The organism is Pseudomonas sp. GW823-FHT02F05 (assembly GCF_058797315.1).
Genome location: NZ_JBXAJM010000042.1, coordinates 1 through 16,495 on the forward strand (window position 1 = coordinate 1; position 16,495 = coordinate 16,495).

Consider the following 16,495-nt stretch of genomic DNA (forward strand, 5'->3'; position numbering starts at 1 on the left):
AGAGCGTTTTGCTTACTTTTGCGCTTTTCAAAAGTGAGCCGCTGTAAAAGCGGAACCCTAAGTGGCCGTTACCGCAGAAATGGATATGTAGACGGATAACAGCTTCAGCTGTCAGGTCGCCTTCGCGAGCAAGCCCCCTCCCACAGGCCCGGCGTCGCACCAAAAAGTTGTGTAGATACCCATGCTTTCATGGACGTGATTAGGGTAAGTCATCTGACTTACAGACTACCCAACCCTGTTATTCGAGCCCCGCTACCCGCACGCAGCTGGACCAGCACCGGCTCACATCGGACGACGAGGCCGGTATTCATCTGGCCTATCGCAGTACGCTGGTAGCCCGGTTGAGAAGGTTGGGAGCGTTACCTTGAGCAGCAGAACCCCACCGCCAAATGAAACAACGGCAACACCTTCGACCTGAAGTACCAGCAGCTCGATGAAATGGGCCCGCGCGGTCAAGGCGCCAGAAAATCAAACATCAGGTGCACCGTGCCGTAGTAGGACCCGCCCTGGTATCCACCCTGCGGCTCGATCGGAGCAATCTCCAGCTCGACGCGCCGGCCCATGCCCGCCTCGTCAGCGCTGAGTATCTGGGTCGAGTCCAGGGTCAGGGGCACCCGGTTGAACAGCACGCGCAAATCAATACGGTCGCGGCCGCTCAACAGATAGGGCACGTCCCCCAGCCGCGCGGCTACGCCGCCATTGAGGTTTTTTACGTCGAAGTTCTTGCGCAGGCGCCCGAGCCTGGAGGTCGCCAGGTCCCATGCCAGCAGTTGGTCCTGCGCCATCCAGTCGGGTTCGGAGGGCAGCACATAGGCTTCGTGGATCGGAATAGTGACCGACACATCAAAACTCTGGCGTTCCTGAAACGCCTGTACCGGCGCGCCGATGAACAACGTTGCGACCAGCCCCGCCCATACCGTCAGTTGCTTGAACATTGTCATCACCCGTTGCTGTTGACCGTCATCGGTGTTTTGTCGCGGCCTTCGATCATCTGGAAGCGGTATTCACGCCCGGGCTTCTTCTCAAGCTGCCATTGGCGCCCCGGCAGAATGTGGTGCTTGGTGGTGGCTTCGCAGTCGGTTTTTTTCGCCGCTGAACAGTCCCGGAACTCATCGAGTACCACCACGCTGTTGCCGGCGTTGCGCAGTGTGTACTGGTCGGCGGTCTCGACGACCTTCGTATCGAAGCGGGTGTCCTTGGGCCGCACGAAAAACACCGTGCCGTAACCGGCCATGACGTTGACGCCGGCGGCGAGATCTTTTTTGTACTCGTCGCGCTCGGCGTCGGTCACGGCGAAGTCGTCTTCCTTCTCCGGCACCACCGGGATGAAACGCACCCGGAAGTAACGCTCCTTGTCGCGCTCGCCCATGTACAACAAGCGCGTCCCCTGGCGCCCGCCCGCCGGAACGATCAACCGCGCCGGACTGGCCATCAGGCCGTCGCGGCTGGTGGCGGCGCCCTTGTCATCCGTCAGGGAGGCCACCGGGATTTCCCTGGACGTGCCGTCGGCGTTATAGACAATTTCCAGCACATTGACCTTGATAAAGGCGGTGCTGGTGCCGCCGTTGAACACCCGCTTGAGATAAGAACTGCGGTCGCCCTCCAGGTAGTCATACACCACGCCGACATTGATCGCCGGCCCGGCCTGCGCCGCCAATGACATCAGCAACAGCCCAGCCCCTAACACTGCTTGTTTCATGTTTGATTACGCCTTATTGATTGAACGCGGCCCACCACAGGGAGCCGATATGCGAGCCGGGCTCGCCTAGACTTCCGAATCCCAGATCACCGTGGCCACGCCGGAATAGGTGCTGCCGGGTTTCTTGAGCATGTCGGCCACGTCATCCTTGCCCACCTCGAAATGCAACTTGCCCTCGCGGTTGTTCACGTACTGCAACGGCTGGAACAGTTCGGTGCCGACACCGTCAAGGCGCAGGGGCAGTTTGTTCACACCCTGGTCATGCTGATCACGCAAGCCATAGGGCAGGCTCACGGCGACTTGAAGCGGCACTTCGTCACCGTCGTTGTTGCGCAGGCCACAGGTGTTGCCGATCACCAGCCCGCACTCCAGGGTCATCTTGAAACGTGAGCTGGCGGAGATTGCGAAGGTCTGGTCACGCCATAGCCGCGACGGGCGCCGCCCCTGGTTGAGCCAGGCTTGCCAGCCGCCTTCGGGTAACAGCTCGATGCGATTGCCGCCCGCCGGCAGGTCAATCTTGAGCACGTGCTCCACCGACAAGATGAAGTTGAAGGTCAGGGTGTTTTCGTCGGGGATCATGGTGGTGCCGAAATCCATATCGCCGCCCGGGCCCATGGTGTAAGTGATGGAACCCTCATAAGTACCAGCGTCCATACCCAGAGGGTTTGGTGTCTTGAGTTCGTAGCCGTACTCAAGCGTGCTGTAGCTCATCCGCCCGATTTCCATACCATTTGTAACGCTGCAGGCTCCGGCGTTCTCCGGAACGATCCAGAAAAAAAGCGCATACGCTTGTCCCGCCGCCATGTAATTGATCGGCAAGCACGGTGCCGGCGCCCCTCGCCAATAAGCGTTCCAGCCTACGCCTGGCGTGGCCCAGCCGGACACACCCGGTGGATAAGAGACATTCCACCGTCCCCCAATACCGGCAATGCGCATCTGTACCGTCTCCGCACGACCGGTGACGGTGTGAGTCACTTGCAGATCGCGAAATGCCGAGGGCACCTTGAAATAGGCGCTCTGGCGCGGATCCTCCGGAAACGCCGGTATCGGCCCATTGGAATAGGCCCGGAACGAACTGTTACGAATACTGAAGGTATTGACCGCCTCGCACCTGGCGGGAACGTGCCAGGGACACAAGCCACTTTGCGGCGTGGTATTGACGAATTTATTGCTCGTTGGGTTGGCCGGATCGGGGCGAAACACCGCCGTGATCTGCTCGACGATAGCCAGTGCCGGCAAGCTGTAGGTAGTGCCCAAAACCAGCGCGAATGCACAGAGCCCCAAGCGTTTTTTCATTGCGGTAATCAAGGTCATGAACTCCCGTTTCAACCGCCGTCAACCGGCGGTTTCGCCCTTGTGGTTAGCTTCGGCCAGCGTGTCCGGCGTGCAGCGCAAGTCACCGATCATCAGCACGTCGTTTTCATTCGGCGCGGTGCTCGGGTCCAGGCGGAACTGGCAGAGCAACTGGTTCTGGTAGCGCACCTGCAGGGTCGGCGCGCTGGCGCTCATCTCCATGGAGAAGAACCCGTCCACTTCGCTGACCCCACGGCTGGCGTGATTGATTACGTGATGGCCTTTAAGCGGCGCGCCGCGTTCATCCAGCAGGCGGCCGAGTACGGTGACGGTTTTCATCACGGTGATCTTGCGGTAGTCCACGCCGCCCTTGTTCAGGTGGTAACTGGAGCGTGCGGGCTGGATGTTCGCCGCCGGCGGGTGGTTGCCTTCGAAGTCGAAGCTCACGCTGCTGCTCTTGTAGGCCGAGACCGGCACGTAGTTGCGCCCCGGACGCAGTACCGCGCTGCCGCCGCCCAGGTCGTCGGCGCGCAGGGCGATCTCGTCGAGGTCGGTTTCCACATCGATGATCATCCCCGCGCCGTTGCCCTGGTACTGGCTGCTGAGCAGCATTTTCCCGGCGCCCGCGACGAAGGTGCTGTTGAGGTTCAAGCCACCACTGAAATCGCCATTGAAGGAGCTGCGCTGCACAAAGCCGTCGCCGCTGACCACGTCGGTACTGAAGTTGGCCATGCCTGACAGGCCGACGCCGTAGGTATCAGTGATCGCCGTGGCCGAGACACTTTGCAGCACATGGTCGGTGAGGTTCTGCCGATACGTGATCGACGCATTGTTATCGCGGCCGCCATCACGGGCGGTGCGGGTGCCGATGCTGCCGGAAATCTGCCGGCCATCGCTGCCCAGGTTCACGCTCAGGCTCACATCCACGCCACGGTTGCGCTGGTCATTGGTGCCGGCGCTGCCGGGGCGGTCGAACACCGAGAAACGCCAGTTGGCATCACTGCCGAAAAAGCTGTCGTGACGGCTCCAGCCCAGGTCCAGCCCCGCACCTTCGACGTTGCCTTGGCTGTGGGACACCCGCATGTTCAAGGTGTTTTTCGCATCAAGGCGATGGTTGACCGACAACGCCGAATTGCTGGCCTGGCCGACAAAGGTGTTGCGCCGCAGGCGCGTGCCGTCGGGCAGGGTTTCGTAGGTGTCGCGGGTGTCGAGCCAGCTGCGGTTGTGACTGAACACCAGGTTGGTCGCGCCGAAGCTGTAGAGCCCTTGCAGGTCAAGGCCCGTGCCATGTTCACGGGTTTGATAAACATTGGCATAGAGGCTGGTGTTGTCGGCAACGGTCCAGTCCACCGAGCTGCCATATTGCAGTTGCTCGCGCACCTGGCGGGCCGACAGGCCAAGAATCACCCGTGGGTGCAGCAGGTAATTGAGCGACGCGCCGGCCGTCACCGCACCCGAGGCTTGCTCGTCCCAGTTGCTGAACAGCTTGGTTTCGCGCCCGGCGAACAGGTTGTAGCGCCAGCGGTCTTCGGCGTTGCGCCAGTTACCGGGTTTGTACACCAGCTCCTGGGTAGTGCTGGTGGTGAGGCCGTCTTCCACCAGGCGTACTTCCACTTCATAGATACCGCCGGGTAGTGGCCGGGTGTCCAGGGTTTGCAGGCCGGCGGCCACGGCCTGGGTGTTGATCAACAAGCCGTTGCGATAAATCTCTACCGCTGCCTGACGGTTGGCGGTGACGTAGATCGGGTACACGCTGGGCTTGGGGTTGTTGATCGCCAGGCTGTCGGAACTGCCGTACATGATGCCCAAGGCGGTGTCGGGGCTGGCGCCGAAGCTGCGCAGTTGACGGGTCAGGCCATCGGAATTGGGGGTGAAGTGGCCAAGGCGAAAAAACTGCCCTTCCAGTTCACGCTGGGTATACAGCTCATGAATCGCGTGGCGCATGGGTTGGTCATTACCGCTCTGGCGCGCCAGTTGCAGGTTGAACACCTGGCTCCAGTTGCCCACGCTGGAACTGGCTTGCAAACCATAACGGCCGCCGAGGCTGTCTTGCTGACCGCCATTGAGGTTGAGCTGGTTGTTGATGATCAACCCCAGGCTGCCGCCGTCGGGCTGGTCGTAAAAGCGCGGGGCTTCGCTACTCAGTTCAACGTCCTGCGTGAGGATCGACAACTGCGAGCTTTCCAGATTGTAGTAAGCAGAGATCATCTTTTGCGGGCAAGACTGGGTACAGGCGCCCAACGCCACGCCTTTTTCCAGCAGACCTTGCCAAGTGTCGCGGGTCGCAGCCGGCACCTTGCTGTCGCCGGTGTCGGTGAATTCGAGCAGGGTAACGCGGTCATCCCGGGACAGCACGATCAGCGCTTCGCCAAGCAGTTGGTGGTCCAGGTCTACGCGCACCGCCAGGGGTACATCGAAAAAGTGATCGGCAAAGCCTGCGGGCAAGCCTTGGGCCTGAGTGATCAGGCTGCCGGGCGTGGCTGCACCGGAAGCAGCAGGTGCCGCCAGCGCACTCGTACATATCAGCAGCGCAAGCGCAGCCGCGATAGGCGTCATCGGGAACATGAACGGATACTCTGAATGCCAGGAGACCAGAATCGAAAACCAGGCCGGCGAACGGAGGAGGCATTCGCCGACCTGAAAAGTCATGCCCGCGCCAAGCGGGCATTAAGTGGCATCAAGGCGCTACTGGCAGTACCGCGTCGAAGACCACTGGCATCACGGAGGTGTACGAACCGCGCTGAGTCGCCGAAGGTTTGGCTGCGACGATGCGCATCTCCGCACCTACGCCTGGGGTGGAGTCGGCTTCGTTGACCACTTCCTGTGGGGTGCCGGTCAGGGTCACACCATTGAGGGTGGTGGTGAGCGGGATGTTCTGGCTTGGGTCACCGTTGAACAGCACGGCCGGGCCGCCTTCGATGTAGGCGTGAACCGAACCATTGGTGTTCTTGATGTCGTAGATGGCGCTCAACGGCGCCAGCTCACCGCTGACCAGGTTGTAGGTCATGGTTTCATCGCGACCCCAGTTCGGGTCACGCGGCTGGGCGTGGAACACGGTAGTCGGGATGGTGGCCTTCATGTTGACGGTGTGGCTGGCTTCACCGGCAGCAAAAGCTGTTACCGAGGAGGACAGCGCCATAACAGCCAGGGGAACAGCAATCGCGAACTTCTTGAACATGGTCAATACCTGTAGTTATCAACATTGAGTGATTCGTCGCCAAGTAACCGCCTTAACAACGAACGCGCCGCCGTTAGTTGCAACGCCAAACAATGATCAACTCAAAACAACAGTAGGTATGCAGGCAACCTCTCACGCCTGCGTAGCCCTATTAATCAGGGATTGAGAGAAAAACATGGCACTTTGCCAAAACTTTCAAAGTAGCTGTAAGAACAAGACTACAACACAAAAAACAGGGCCAACCAAAAGAACTTTCGCTCAGAAAAATACCACAAACAAGCTGCCGAACATAAACTTAACTGAGTTTAAACTCTAATTAAAGTTATAACTCTAAAATTAATCGTATTCCACGTATTCCAAGGTCCTCTGCCGGAAAAGGCGTCGATGACCGTTGGTCGCCAAGCCCTATCGTCGCATTAAGATATATCTTACGTTATATCTAAACCTGTCTGGAGAGACTGCATGAGAAACGAACCTCGCGGTGAATTCGAAAAACGTGGCGGTCGCGGTCCTCGCGTCTTCGCACCGGGTGATCTGAAATTACTGCTGCTGGCGCTGATCGCCGAACAGCCATGCCACGGCTACGACCTGATCCGCCGCATCGAAAGCCTGTTCGACGGCGCCTACAGCCCCAGCCCCGGCGTGATCTACCCGACCTTGACCTTCCTCGAAGAGAGCGAGCTGATCAGCGGCAATGCCGAAGGCGGGAAAAAGCACTACACAATCACCGACGCCGGTCGTCTCTTTCTAAGTGAGCAGGCCGTTGCTCTGGACGGCGTGCGCATGCGCATCGACGTCAGCAAACGCTCACTGCGCGGCCACGACCGCCCACCTGAAATCCACGAAGCGGTGCATAACCTGCGCCATGCCTTGCATTCGCACAACGGGCACTGGAGCCCACAGGAAATCGTTCGTGTTGCGGCGCTGCTCAACCGCACCGCTCAAGCCATTGCCGACGGGACAGACCAATGAACACACAAGCCATTCACCGCGTAACCCATGAAATAAAACGCCGCCGCCTGGAAGTGCTGCGGGTGGTGGACATCACCCCGCGCATGCGCCGCATCACACTGGGCGGGCCTGAGCTGGCGGGCTTTATCAGCCTGGGCAGCGACGATCACATCAAGCTGCTGTTCCCGCAGAACGCCGCCGAGCAAGCGGCGCTGGAAAGCCCGACGTTCGCCATCAAGGGCGACGGCCCGCAACCGGCCATGCGCGACTACACGCCACGACGCTACGACCTGAAAATCGGCGAGCTGGATATCGACTTCGTGCTACATGGCGATGGCCCTGCGTCTACCTGGGCCGAGCAGGCGCAGGTCGGTCAGCACCTGTATATCGGCGGGCCACGAGGCTCGATGATCGTGCCGGACATTTTCGACAGCTACCTGCTGATCGGCGACGAAACCGCCCTGCCCGCCATCGGTCGACGCCTGGAAGAACTGCCGGCCGGGCGCAAGGTGCTGGCGGTGATTGAAATCGCCGATGCGGCGGAGCAACAAGCGCTGCAAAGCGCGGCGGACGTCGAGATTATTTGGGTGATGCGCGGCCAGGATGACCTGCTCGACGTGGTGCGCAACCTGACGCTGCCCAGCGGGGCGTTGTACAGCTTCGTCGCCACCGAAACCAAGCTGTCGCGCCAGGTACGGCGGGTGCTGCTGGATGCGCACAAGGTCAACGAGGAATACCTCAAGGCCGTGGGTTACTGGCGTGCCGAAGGCAGCGACGAAGAATAAAGGTGGGGCTTGCCTGCGATGCAAGCACCTCGGTTTATCAGTTACACCGAGGTGATGCTATCGCAGGCAAGCCTGCTCCCACCTTAATGGTGCTCACTTTAAATCGAGGGTGATTTGAGGCGCTTGTCCAGGCCAACGATCACCAGCCCAATGACGATAAACCCTGCCAAAATCCCTCCGGCATTCACAAACACTTGTGGATAACCGAGGCTGTCCACATCCATGAACGGGTACTGATACTGCCCGAGCATATGCCCCCGCAGCAGCACATAACCGAAGTACACCAATGGGTAGATCACCCAGCCGGCAATGTGTTTGAGCCGCAACGTACCCTTGGGCACGCACCGCCACCAATACACCACAAACAACAACGGCATGACGTCGTGCAGCAATTCATCGGCGATAAATTGAAAGCCTTGCGGGCTCCACAGATGCCGCAGCAGCAGGTTGTAGGCCAGGCTCACCACCACGATGCTCGCGGCAATCGCGCTACTGATGCGAGGCGCGAGGAAAAACCGCTTGGCGGCTGAGTCGCGCTTGACCAGTGAGTAGCTGAGCACCACGACCACCAGGGTATTGGTCAGAACGGTGAAGAAGCTGAAGAAACTGATCAGGCCGCCCAGCAAGCTCGCGCCACTGGCCCAGCGCGAATAGAGAATCAGGTATTGCTGGATCGCCAACCCCACCCAACCGGCCAAGGCCGCCGCCGCAACAAAGCGCTTCATGCACTCAATCCAGTGGGCGTTTGGTACGCATCAGCTTGACGTACAAGCCTTCGACCTTTTCCCGCGCCCACGGGGTTTTGCGCAGGAAAGTCAGGCTCGACTTGATGCTCGGGTCACTCTTGAAGCAGCGGATATCAATGCGCTCGGCCAAGCCGCTCCACTCGTAATGCTCCACCAGGGTGGTGAGCACGTGCTGCAGGGTCACACCGTGGAGCGGGTCGTTGCTTGTCGCGGTCATGCCGGGCCTTTTGCAAAAAGAGGAACACAGCCGCGCACCTTAGCCGACGGGGCGAGCAGGTGGAAGCATCGCATTGAATATAGCCCGCCAGGAAAAGTTCCCCTTTTTCACAGAAAAGAGATGTTATATTGTAACTTAAATTATCAGTCATTTTGCCCAGGAATTTCCGATGTCGCTGCCTTCTCTCTGGCGCTTGTCGCCCCTCGCCGCCGCCCTGTTGATTGGCTCCCAGGCCCATGCCCTTGAACTGCCACCCCAAGTAGTCACCGGCAACCCGCTGGGCAGCACACAACTCGCCTCGCCCACCACCGTGCTGGAAGGCGATGACCTGACCCTGCAACAAAAAGGCAGCCTCGGTGAAACCCTGAACAAGCAGCCGGGCGTGTCGTCTTCGTACTTTGGCCCGGGGGCCAGCCGCCCAATCATTCGCGGCCAGGATGGCGACCGCATTCGCATCCTGCGTAACGGCGTGGGGGCGCTGGATGCCTCGTCGCTGTCCTACGACCACGCGGTGCCACTGGACCCGATCAACGTTGACCGCATCGAAATCGTGCGGGGCCCGGCAGCCCTGCTGTACGGCGGCAGCGCCATCGGTGGGGTGGTCAACACCTTCGACAATCGCATCCCCACCGAGGCCATCGAAGGCATCCATGGCGCTGGCGAGTTGCGCTACGGCGGTGCCGACACCACCCGCAGCAGCGCGGGCAAGTTGGAGGCCGGTAACGGTACCTTCGCTTTGCATCTGGATGCCAATGGGCGCGAGTTCAATGACTTGAAAATCCCAGGTTATGCCCGCAGCCGGCATGCACTGGAGAGCGAGAACGGCCCCGGCAAAAACGGGCGCCTGGGCAACAGCAATGGGCGCCAGGACGGCGGTGCGGTGGGCGGTTCCTACACCTGGGACGATGGTTATGCCGGGCTGTCCTACAGTAATTACGACAGTAACTACGGCTCACCCGCCGAGCAGGATGTGCGCATCCGCATGAAACAGGACCACTACGCCTTTGCCTCCGAGATCCGCAACCTGCAAGGGCCGTTTACCTCGGTGAAAATCGACGCCGGGTACACCGACTACGAACACCGCGAAATCGAAGGCGGTGAAACCGGCACCACCTTCAAGAACAAAGGCTATGAAGCGCGGGTGGAAGCTCGTCACCAGCCGATTGGCCCATTCGATGGCGTGGTCGGCGCCCAAGTGACCCGCAACGAGTTCTCGGCCCTGGGCGAAGAAGCCTTCGTGCCGCAGACCGACACCAACGCCGGCGCGCTGTTTATCCTCGAAGAAATGCAAGCCACCGAACGCCTGAAACTCAGCCTCGGCGCACGCCTGGAACACACCAGCGTCGACCCGAACGCCAAAGGCAACGAGCGTTTTGCCAATGCCGACAAGAGCAGTGACTTCACCGCCGGTAGCCTGTCGTCAGGTGCGGTGTACACCCTCACGCCGATCTGGTCCCTGGCTGCCACCCTCGGCTACACCGAACGCGCGCCGACCTTTTACGAGCTGTACGCCAACGGCGCCCACGTTGCCACCGGTACCTACGAGTTGGGCGATGCCAACCTGAAGAAAGAAAAGGCCGTGTCCAGCGACCTGGCCCTGCGCTTTGACAACGGCACCCACAAGGGCAGCTTCGGCGTGTTCTATAGCCACTTCTCCAATTACATCGGCTTGTTGGGCACGGGTCGTACCCTGAACGATGAAGGCGAAGAGGACGCGGGAGGTATTCCCGAGTACGAATATTCTGGTGTGCGCGCACGTTTCGCCGGCTTCGAAGCCCAGGATCACTGGAAGCTCGGCGAAGGCGCCTACGGTAAGTTTGCGCTGGAACTGTCGGGCGACTACACCCGCGCCACCAACCTGGACACCGGCGAAGCCTTGCCGCGCATTGCGCCATTGCGTTTGAACAGCGGCTTGCTGTGGGAACTGGATCGCTGGCAAGCGCGTATCGACGTGGAACATGCCGCAGGCCAAGGGCGTGTGCCGGATAACGAAAGCGGCACCGATGGCTACACCACCCTCGGCGCCAGCGCGGGGTATCGCTTCAATGTGGGCGGCAGCCAGTGGCTGGCGTTCGTCAATGGCGAGAACCTGACCAACCAGACCGTGCGCTATGCCAGCTCGATCCTGCGCGACATCGCACCGGCGCCGGGGCGCAGTGTGCAGTTCGGCATCCGCACCACTTTCTAACCGTCACCTCACCCCCCTGTAGGAGCGAGCTTGCTCGCGAAAAACGCCAACGATAACGCGCGCTTCCTGAATAAACGCGGCGCCTGTGAGTTTTTCGCGAGCAAGCTCGCTCCTACAGAGATAGAGCCTGCCATCAGGCTATTTTTGCAGCGACTATCTGTCACTGTTACCAAAACTGAAATGATGCATCTTGCGATTCACCCTTTCTCAAAACGCCCCGCCGCATTATCCTTCGCAACAATCTGAAACGCTTCACCTCCCGGTCGACTCCCTTTGCCGAATTTCTTCCTGCACAAAGACAGCGCTGTCTTGAATCGACCTGCGCCAGGGGATTGATTGCCCGCCTGTGGATAACCCGGTTATCCACAGAAAAAACCAAAAATAACGATGAACCAAGCCCGAGCCGAATCGTCATCTACAGTGAGTGAAGCACGGGGTTACATAATTCCAACGTAACGGAGAAACACACTATGAGCACTGATGGTGCCTCAAGCCCAAGCCGCCTGTTGCCCAGGCTGCTGGGGGTCTTGCTGCTGATCATGGGGCTGGCCTTGCTGGCCGGTGGCGTCAAGCTGAGTATGCTCGGCGGGTCGCTGTACTACCTGCTGGCCGGTATCGGCATTGCCGTGACCGGCGTATTGCTGCTGGCCACACGCCGAGCCGCGCTGGGCCTGTATGCACTGGTGTTGTTTGCCAGCACCGTGTGGGCCCTGTGGGAAGTGGGCCTGGACTGGTGGCAACTGGTGCCGCGTCTGGCCCTGCTGTTCGCCCTCGGCATCGTCATGCTGCTGCCGTGGTTTCGTCGGCCATTGCTGCGTGGCCAAGCCGCACCGCTGGGCACTGGCGCGCTGAGCGTTGCCGTGGTGCTGGCGGGCGCGACCGCCCTGGCCAGCCAATTCACCAACCCAGGTGAAATGGTCAAGACCGGCCAACTGGACCGCGACGCGGTGCCGGGTATGGCCAGCGCTGCGCCAACCCAGGCCGATGGCGACTGGAACTCCTATGGCCGCTCGGCCTTCGGTGACCGTTACTCGCCACTGGCACAGATCACCCCGGAGAATGCCCATAAGCTGGTGCCGGCGTGGACTTATCGCACTGGCGACATCCCTGGCCCAGGCGATCCCGGTGAAACCACCGCCGAAAATACCCCGCTGAAAGTCAATGGCATGCTCTACGTGTGCACACCGCACAGCCAAGTGATTGCTCTGGACCCGGATACCGGCAAGGAAATCTGGCGTTTCGACCCGAAAATCACCACCCAGGGTGCTGAGAGCTTCAAAGGTTGGGCGCACATGACCTGCCGTGGCGTGTCGTACCACGATGACGCCGCCTACGCTTCCGAGCAGAGCCCGACTGGCACTGCCAGCCCGGCCGCCGCTCCGAATGCCTGCCCGAAACGCATCTTCGTGCCGACCGCCGACACCCGTCTGATCGCCCTGAACGCCGACACCGGCAAGATGTGCGAAGACTTCGGTGACAAAGGTCAGGTCGACCTGCGTGCCAACATCGGTAGCTTCGCCCCAGGCGGTTACTACTCCACGTCGCCACCGGCCGTGACCAAGAACCTGGTCGTGATCGGCGGTCACGTGACCGACAACGTTTCCATCGACGAGCCAAGCGGCGTGATCCGCGCGTTCGACGTGCACACCGGCAAGCTGGTGTGGAACTGGGACAGCGGCAACCCGGACGACACCACCCCGTTGGCCGAGGGCAAGACCTACACCCGCAACTCGCCGAACATGTGGTCCATGTTCGCCGTGGATGAAAAACTCGGCATGCTCTACCTGCCGATGGGCAACCAGATGCCCGACCAGTACGGCGGCGACCGTACCGATGAGTCCGAGAAGTACGCCGCGGGCCTGACCGCCCTGGACATCGACACCGGCCACGTGAAGTGGACCTTCCAGTTCACCCACCACGACCTGTGGGACATGGACGTGGGCGGCCAGCCTTCGCTGATCGACATCAAGACCGCTGCGGGCGTGAAGCAAGCGGTGATGGCGTCGACCAAGCAAGGCAGCATCTACGTGCTGGACCGCGCCACTGGCCAGCCAGTGGTGCCCGTCAATGAAATCCCGGTGCCACAGGGCGCAGTGGCGGGCGACCGCACCTCCCCTACCCAACCCAAGTCCGACCTGAACTTCATGCCGCCGCCGTTGAAAGAACGCGACATGTGGGGCGTGACACCGTTCGATCAGATGCTGTGCCGGATCGATTTCAAATCCATGCGCTACGACGGCCCGTTCACCCCGCCGTCCCTGCAAGGTTCGATCGTGTACCCAGGCAACTTCGGCGTGTTCGACTGGGGCGGTATCTCGGTTGACCCGGTTCGCCAGATCGCCTTCGTGAACCCAAGCTACATGGCGTTCAAATCGAAGCTGATCCCGGCTGCCGACATTGCCAAGCAAGGCCCACGCGTCAGCGAAACCGAAGGCGTGCAGCCGAACAAAGGCGCCCCGTATGGTGTGATCCTTGAAGCACTGCTGTCGCCGATGGGCCTGCCGTGCCAGGCACCGGCCTGGGGCTACGTGGCGGCGGTCGACCTGACCACCCACCAGACCATCTGGATGCACAAGAACGGCACCGTGCGTGACAGCTCGCCGGTTCCAATCCCACTGACCATGGGCGTGCCTAGCCTGGGTGGTACGTTCACCACCGCCGGTGGCGTCGCGTTCCTCAGCGGCACCCTGGACCAGTACCTGCGTGCCTATGACGTGAAAAACGGCAAGCAACTGTGGGAAGGCCGCCTGCCTGCAGGCGCGCAAACCACCCCGATGACCTACACCGGCAAGGACGGCAAGCAATACGTGCTGGTCATGGCGGGCGGTCACGGTTCCCTGGGGACCAAGCAGGGTGACTATGTGATGGCGTTCAAACTGCCAGATTAAGCAACGCTGGCGGGACAAAAAAGCGGCGGCCCGGTTGGGCAGCCGCTTTTTTTTGCCTGCTGAAAATGCCCCCGTGGTTTCCCCTCAACCCTTTAAAACTAATTTAGTGCGCACACCCTGCGTAATACAAAAGGCGTACGGATAAAACTTTAAAGGGAGCTTCACTGCATGACGGACCATGTCGCTACAAAACCAATTCTTTCCACCCCCACAAAAATCCTGGAGCTTGAACACCTCAATACTGCCAGTTTGAAAAAACTCATCAGTGGCGAAGTGCTTGCCATTCGGGTACCTGAATTTGCCAACGCAACCACCAGCGCACGGTTGATTCAGGCCATCGACGATACCGCCACCCTGGAACACTATGGTCATGAAACCTATGAAGAGGGGCGCGTCGTTCAGCACTTCTATGGTGTGCATCGCTGGGGCAACCCGTTCAACTCCACGTACGGCAAGGCCGCCGGCGGTGACGCACAAGAAAAATATTATGCAGACGCGGCCCGTATGCGCGGCCTTATCGACAGCCTCTGTGCGCCGCAAAAACCGCCCATTCAACAACTGATGGAACAGTTCCAGGCGCTCTGGCCGCAAGGTGCAACAGCCGCTTCGTTCCAGGGCCAAGCGATGTTTTGCGGGATCATCCGCGTCATGTTCCCGGAGACGGCGCACCTCTCGGAAACGGTGCCCCATGTGGATTGCCTGCCCCGCACAATCGCTGAACTGCAGCATCAATTCAGCGCCAATATCTACCTGCAAACACCGCCTTCGGGGGGCGAGCTGATCATCTGGGATACCCAAGCCTTTAGCTATGACGAGGTCAAGCGCCTCGAGGGTGCCCAACTGCCCGAACAGTGTTTACAAAAACCGCTGCGCATCCGCCCACGCAAGAACGAACTGGTGCTCATCAATACCCGCCGCCCCCACGCCATCTGCGGGTTCGATTCGGGAAAACGCGTCAGCATGCAGTCGTTTATCGGCTATACCCCCGGCGAACCGTTTTACTTCTGGTGCTAATACTTTATTGCTCGTGCACATGGACGTTTATCTATGACCCCCGAAGAATTCCGCCAACATGGCTATGCCATGATCGACCTGATTGCAGACTACCGACAGAACATCGAACAACGCGGCGTGCAGCCCACCACCCGACCTGGCGAGATCAAAGCTGCCCTGCCGGCCAGCCCGCCTGACACCGCCGAACCGTTCGAACAGATCATGGGCGACGTCGAAAAACTGATCATGCCCGGCTTGCTGCATTGGCAGCATCCCAGTTTCTTCGGGTTCTTCCCTTCCAATGTGGAACTGTCCTCAGTGCTGGGCGATTGCCTGAGCACCGGCCTGGGTGTGATTGGGTTGTCCTGGCAATCCAGTCCGGCTCTCACCGAAATAGAGGAAGTCACCACTGACTGGCTGCGCGACATGCTCGGCCTGGGCAACACGTGGAGCGGTGTGATCCAGGACTCTGCGTCCACCTCCACGCTGGTGGCGCTTATCAGCGCCCGGGAACGCAGCTCCGATTACGCGCTGATGCACAACGGCCTGCAAAACAGCAGCGCGCCCCTGATCGTCTACACCTCAGCCCATGCCCACAGCTCGGTCAACAAGGCGGCGATCCTGGCCGGGTTCGGCCAGAACCATATCCGCACCATCGCCACCGACGCACACCATGCAATGTCGCCCCTGGCACTGGCGCACGCCATCGAACAGGACCTGGCCGCCGGCAACACGCCCTGCGTGGTGATTGCCACCACCGGCACCACGGCCGCCATGGCGATCGACCCCCTGGAGGCCATTGGCGACCTCACCCAACGCTACGGCCTGTGGCTGCATGTGGACTCGGCCATGGCCGGCGCCGCGATGATCCTGCCGGAATGCCGGGCCTTATGGGATGGCATCGAAAAGGCTGACTCCCTAGTGCTCAACCCGCACAAATGGCTGGGCGCGGCCTTCGATTGCTCGGTGTACTTCGTGCGCGACCCCGAGCATTTGATTCGCATCATGACCACCAACCCGAGTTACCTGCAGTCCAGCGCAGACGGCCAAGTGCGAAACTACCGTGACTGGCGGATCTCCCTGGGCAGCCGTTTCCGCGCCTTGAAGTTGTGGTTCCTGATACGCGAGCAAGGCGTCAGCGGCCTGCAAGCGCGGTTGCGGCGAGACCTGGCCAATGCGCGCTGGCTGGCAGAGCAGATCGAAGCCACTGAGCACTGGACACTGGTGGCCACGCCCGCCTTGCAAACCCTGTGCATTCGCCATGAACCGCCGGGTTTGGAAGGCCAGGCACTGGACCATCACACGCGAGCCTGGGCAGAAAAACTCAACCAGTCAGGCGATGCTTACGTCACCCCCGCCATCCTCGATGAGCGCTGGATGGTGAGGGTGTCCATCGGCGCGCTGGGCACCGAGCATCAGCATGTCCAAAGGTTGTGGGTGCGATTGCAAGCCCTGGTCGCTTGAACGCTGCCAAAGTAGCCCCCTGTGGGGGGGGGGGGGGGGGGGGGGGGGGGGGGGGGGGGGGGGGGGGGGGGGGGGGGGGGGGGGGGGGGGGGG

Annotated in this window: 14 protein-coding genes; 7 read left to right on the forward strand and 7 right to left on the reverse strand. The window is 60.6% G+C overall.

What is annotated here, in order from left to right:
* Positions 1-452 precede the first annotated feature (452 nt).
* The 5 genes from AC1RAC_RS27955 to AC1RAC_RS27975 all read right to left on the reverse strand — a co-directional run bounded on the left by AC1RAC_RS27955 (position 453) and on the right by AC1RAC_RS27975 (position 6,170).
* Positions 453-935 carry a CS1 type fimbrial major subunit gene (locus AC1RAC_RS27955; protein ID WP_034127990.1) on the reverse strand — a complete coding sequence of 161 codons (483 nt, stop codon included), beginning with the start codon at positions 933-935 and terminating at the stop codon, positions 453-455.
* Between the two features lie 5 nt (positions 936-940).
* The gene (locus tag AC1RAC_RS27960) at positions 941-1,699 is read right to left on the reverse strand and encodes a pilus assembly protein (protein WP_072447588.1); all 759 of its coding nucleotides are present in this window, start codon (positions 1,697-1,699) and stop codon (positions 941-943) included.
* Positions 1,700-1,765: 66 nt separating this feature from the next.
* On the reverse strand, positions 1,766-3,013 hold the full coding sequence (locus AC1RAC_RS27965) for a hypothetical protein (RefSeq protein ID WP_054897685.1): 1,248 nt from the start codon (positions 3,011-3,013) through the stop codon (positions 1,766-1,768).
* A gap of 21 nt (positions 3,014-3,034) precedes the next feature.
* Positions 3,035-5,557 (reverse strand): CS1-pili formation C-terminal domain-containing protein, encoded by a 2,523-nt coding sequence (locus AC1RAC_RS27970; RefSeq protein ID WP_259284986.1) that lies wholly within the window; start codon positions 5,555-5,557, stop codon positions 3,035-3,037.
* Positions 5,558-5,669: 112 nt separating this feature from the next.
* On the reverse strand, positions 5,670-6,170 hold the full coding sequence (locus tag AC1RAC_RS27975; protein ID WP_054897684.1) for a CS1 type fimbrial major subunit: 501 nt from the start codon (positions 6,168-6,170) through the stop codon (positions 5,670-5,672).
* Between the two features lie 462 nt (positions 6,171-6,632).
* On the opposite strand from AC1RAC_RS27975, the gene AC1RAC_RS27980 reads away from it, so the two are divergent.
* Entirely contained in the window at positions 6,633-7,142 is a 510-nt protein-coding gene (locus AC1RAC_RS27980) for a PadR family transcriptional regulator (protein ID WP_034127994.1), read from the forward strand.
* A complete protein-coding gene (locus tag AC1RAC_RS27985; RefSeq protein ID WP_492617167.1) occupies positions 7,139-7,906 on the forward strand; it encodes a siderophore-interacting protein in 768 nt (255 codons plus the stop codon). The genes AC1RAC_RS27980 and AC1RAC_RS27985 overlap by 4 nt, the downstream gene beginning before the upstream one ends.
* 98 nt (positions 7,907-8,004) lie before the next feature.
* Here the strand turns inward: AC1RAC_RS27985 and AC1RAC_RS27990 are convergent, their stop codons facing one another.
* Together AC1RAC_RS27990 and AC1RAC_RS27995 are read right to left on the reverse strand one after the other, a co-directional pair.
* Positions 8,005-8,631, reverse strand: coding sequence for a Pr6Pr family membrane protein (locus AC1RAC_RS27990; protein ID WP_034127996.1), 627 nt, complete (start codon positions 8,629-8,631; stop codon positions 8,005-8,007).
* Between the two features lie 4 nt (positions 8,632-8,635).
* Positions 8,636-8,869, reverse strand: coding sequence for a VF530 family protein (locus AC1RAC_RS27995; RefSeq protein ID WP_003188882.1), 234 nt, complete (start codon positions 8,867-8,869; stop codon positions 8,636-8,638).
* Between the two features lie 169 nt (positions 8,870-9,038).
* Between AC1RAC_RS27995 and AC1RAC_RS28000 the strand changes: the two genes are divergently transcribed.
* The 5 genes from AC1RAC_RS28000 (at position 9,039) to AC1RAC_RS28020 (ending at position 16,402) form a co-directional block, all read left to right on the forward strand.
* On the forward strand, positions 9,039-11,057 hold the full coding sequence (locus AC1RAC_RS28000; protein WP_492617168.1) for a TonB-dependent receptor: 2,019 nt from the start codon (positions 9,039-9,041) through the stop codon (positions 11,055-11,057).
* 30 nt (positions 11,058-11,087) lie between these two features.
* A complete protein-coding gene (locus AC1RAC_RS28005) occupies positions 11,088-11,303 on the forward strand; it encodes a hypothetical protein (RefSeq protein WP_034127998.1) in 216 nt (71 codons plus the stop codon).
* Between the two features lie 224 nt (positions 11,304-11,527).
* Complete coding sequence (locus AC1RAC_RS28010; RefSeq protein WP_034127999.1) at positions 11,528-13,945, forward strand: glucose/quinate/shikimate family membrane-bound PQQ-dependent dehydrogenase; 2,418 nt, start codon at positions 11,528-11,530, stop codon at positions 13,943-13,945.
* Positions 13,946-14,113: 168 nt separating this feature from the next.
* Positions 14,114-14,959, forward strand: coding sequence for a 2OG-Fe(II) oxygenase (locus AC1RAC_RS28015; RefSeq protein ID WP_492617169.1), 846 nt, complete (start codon positions 14,114-14,116; stop codon positions 14,957-14,959).
* Between the two features lie 33 nt (positions 14,960-14,992).
* The gene (locus AC1RAC_RS28020) at positions 14,993-16,402 is read left to right on the forward strand and encodes a pyridoxal phosphate-dependent decarboxylase family protein (protein ID WP_492617170.1); all 1,410 of its coding nucleotides are present in this window, start codon (positions 14,993-14,995) and stop codon (positions 16,400-16,402) included.
* Positions 16,403-16,495: the final 93 nt, after the last annotated feature.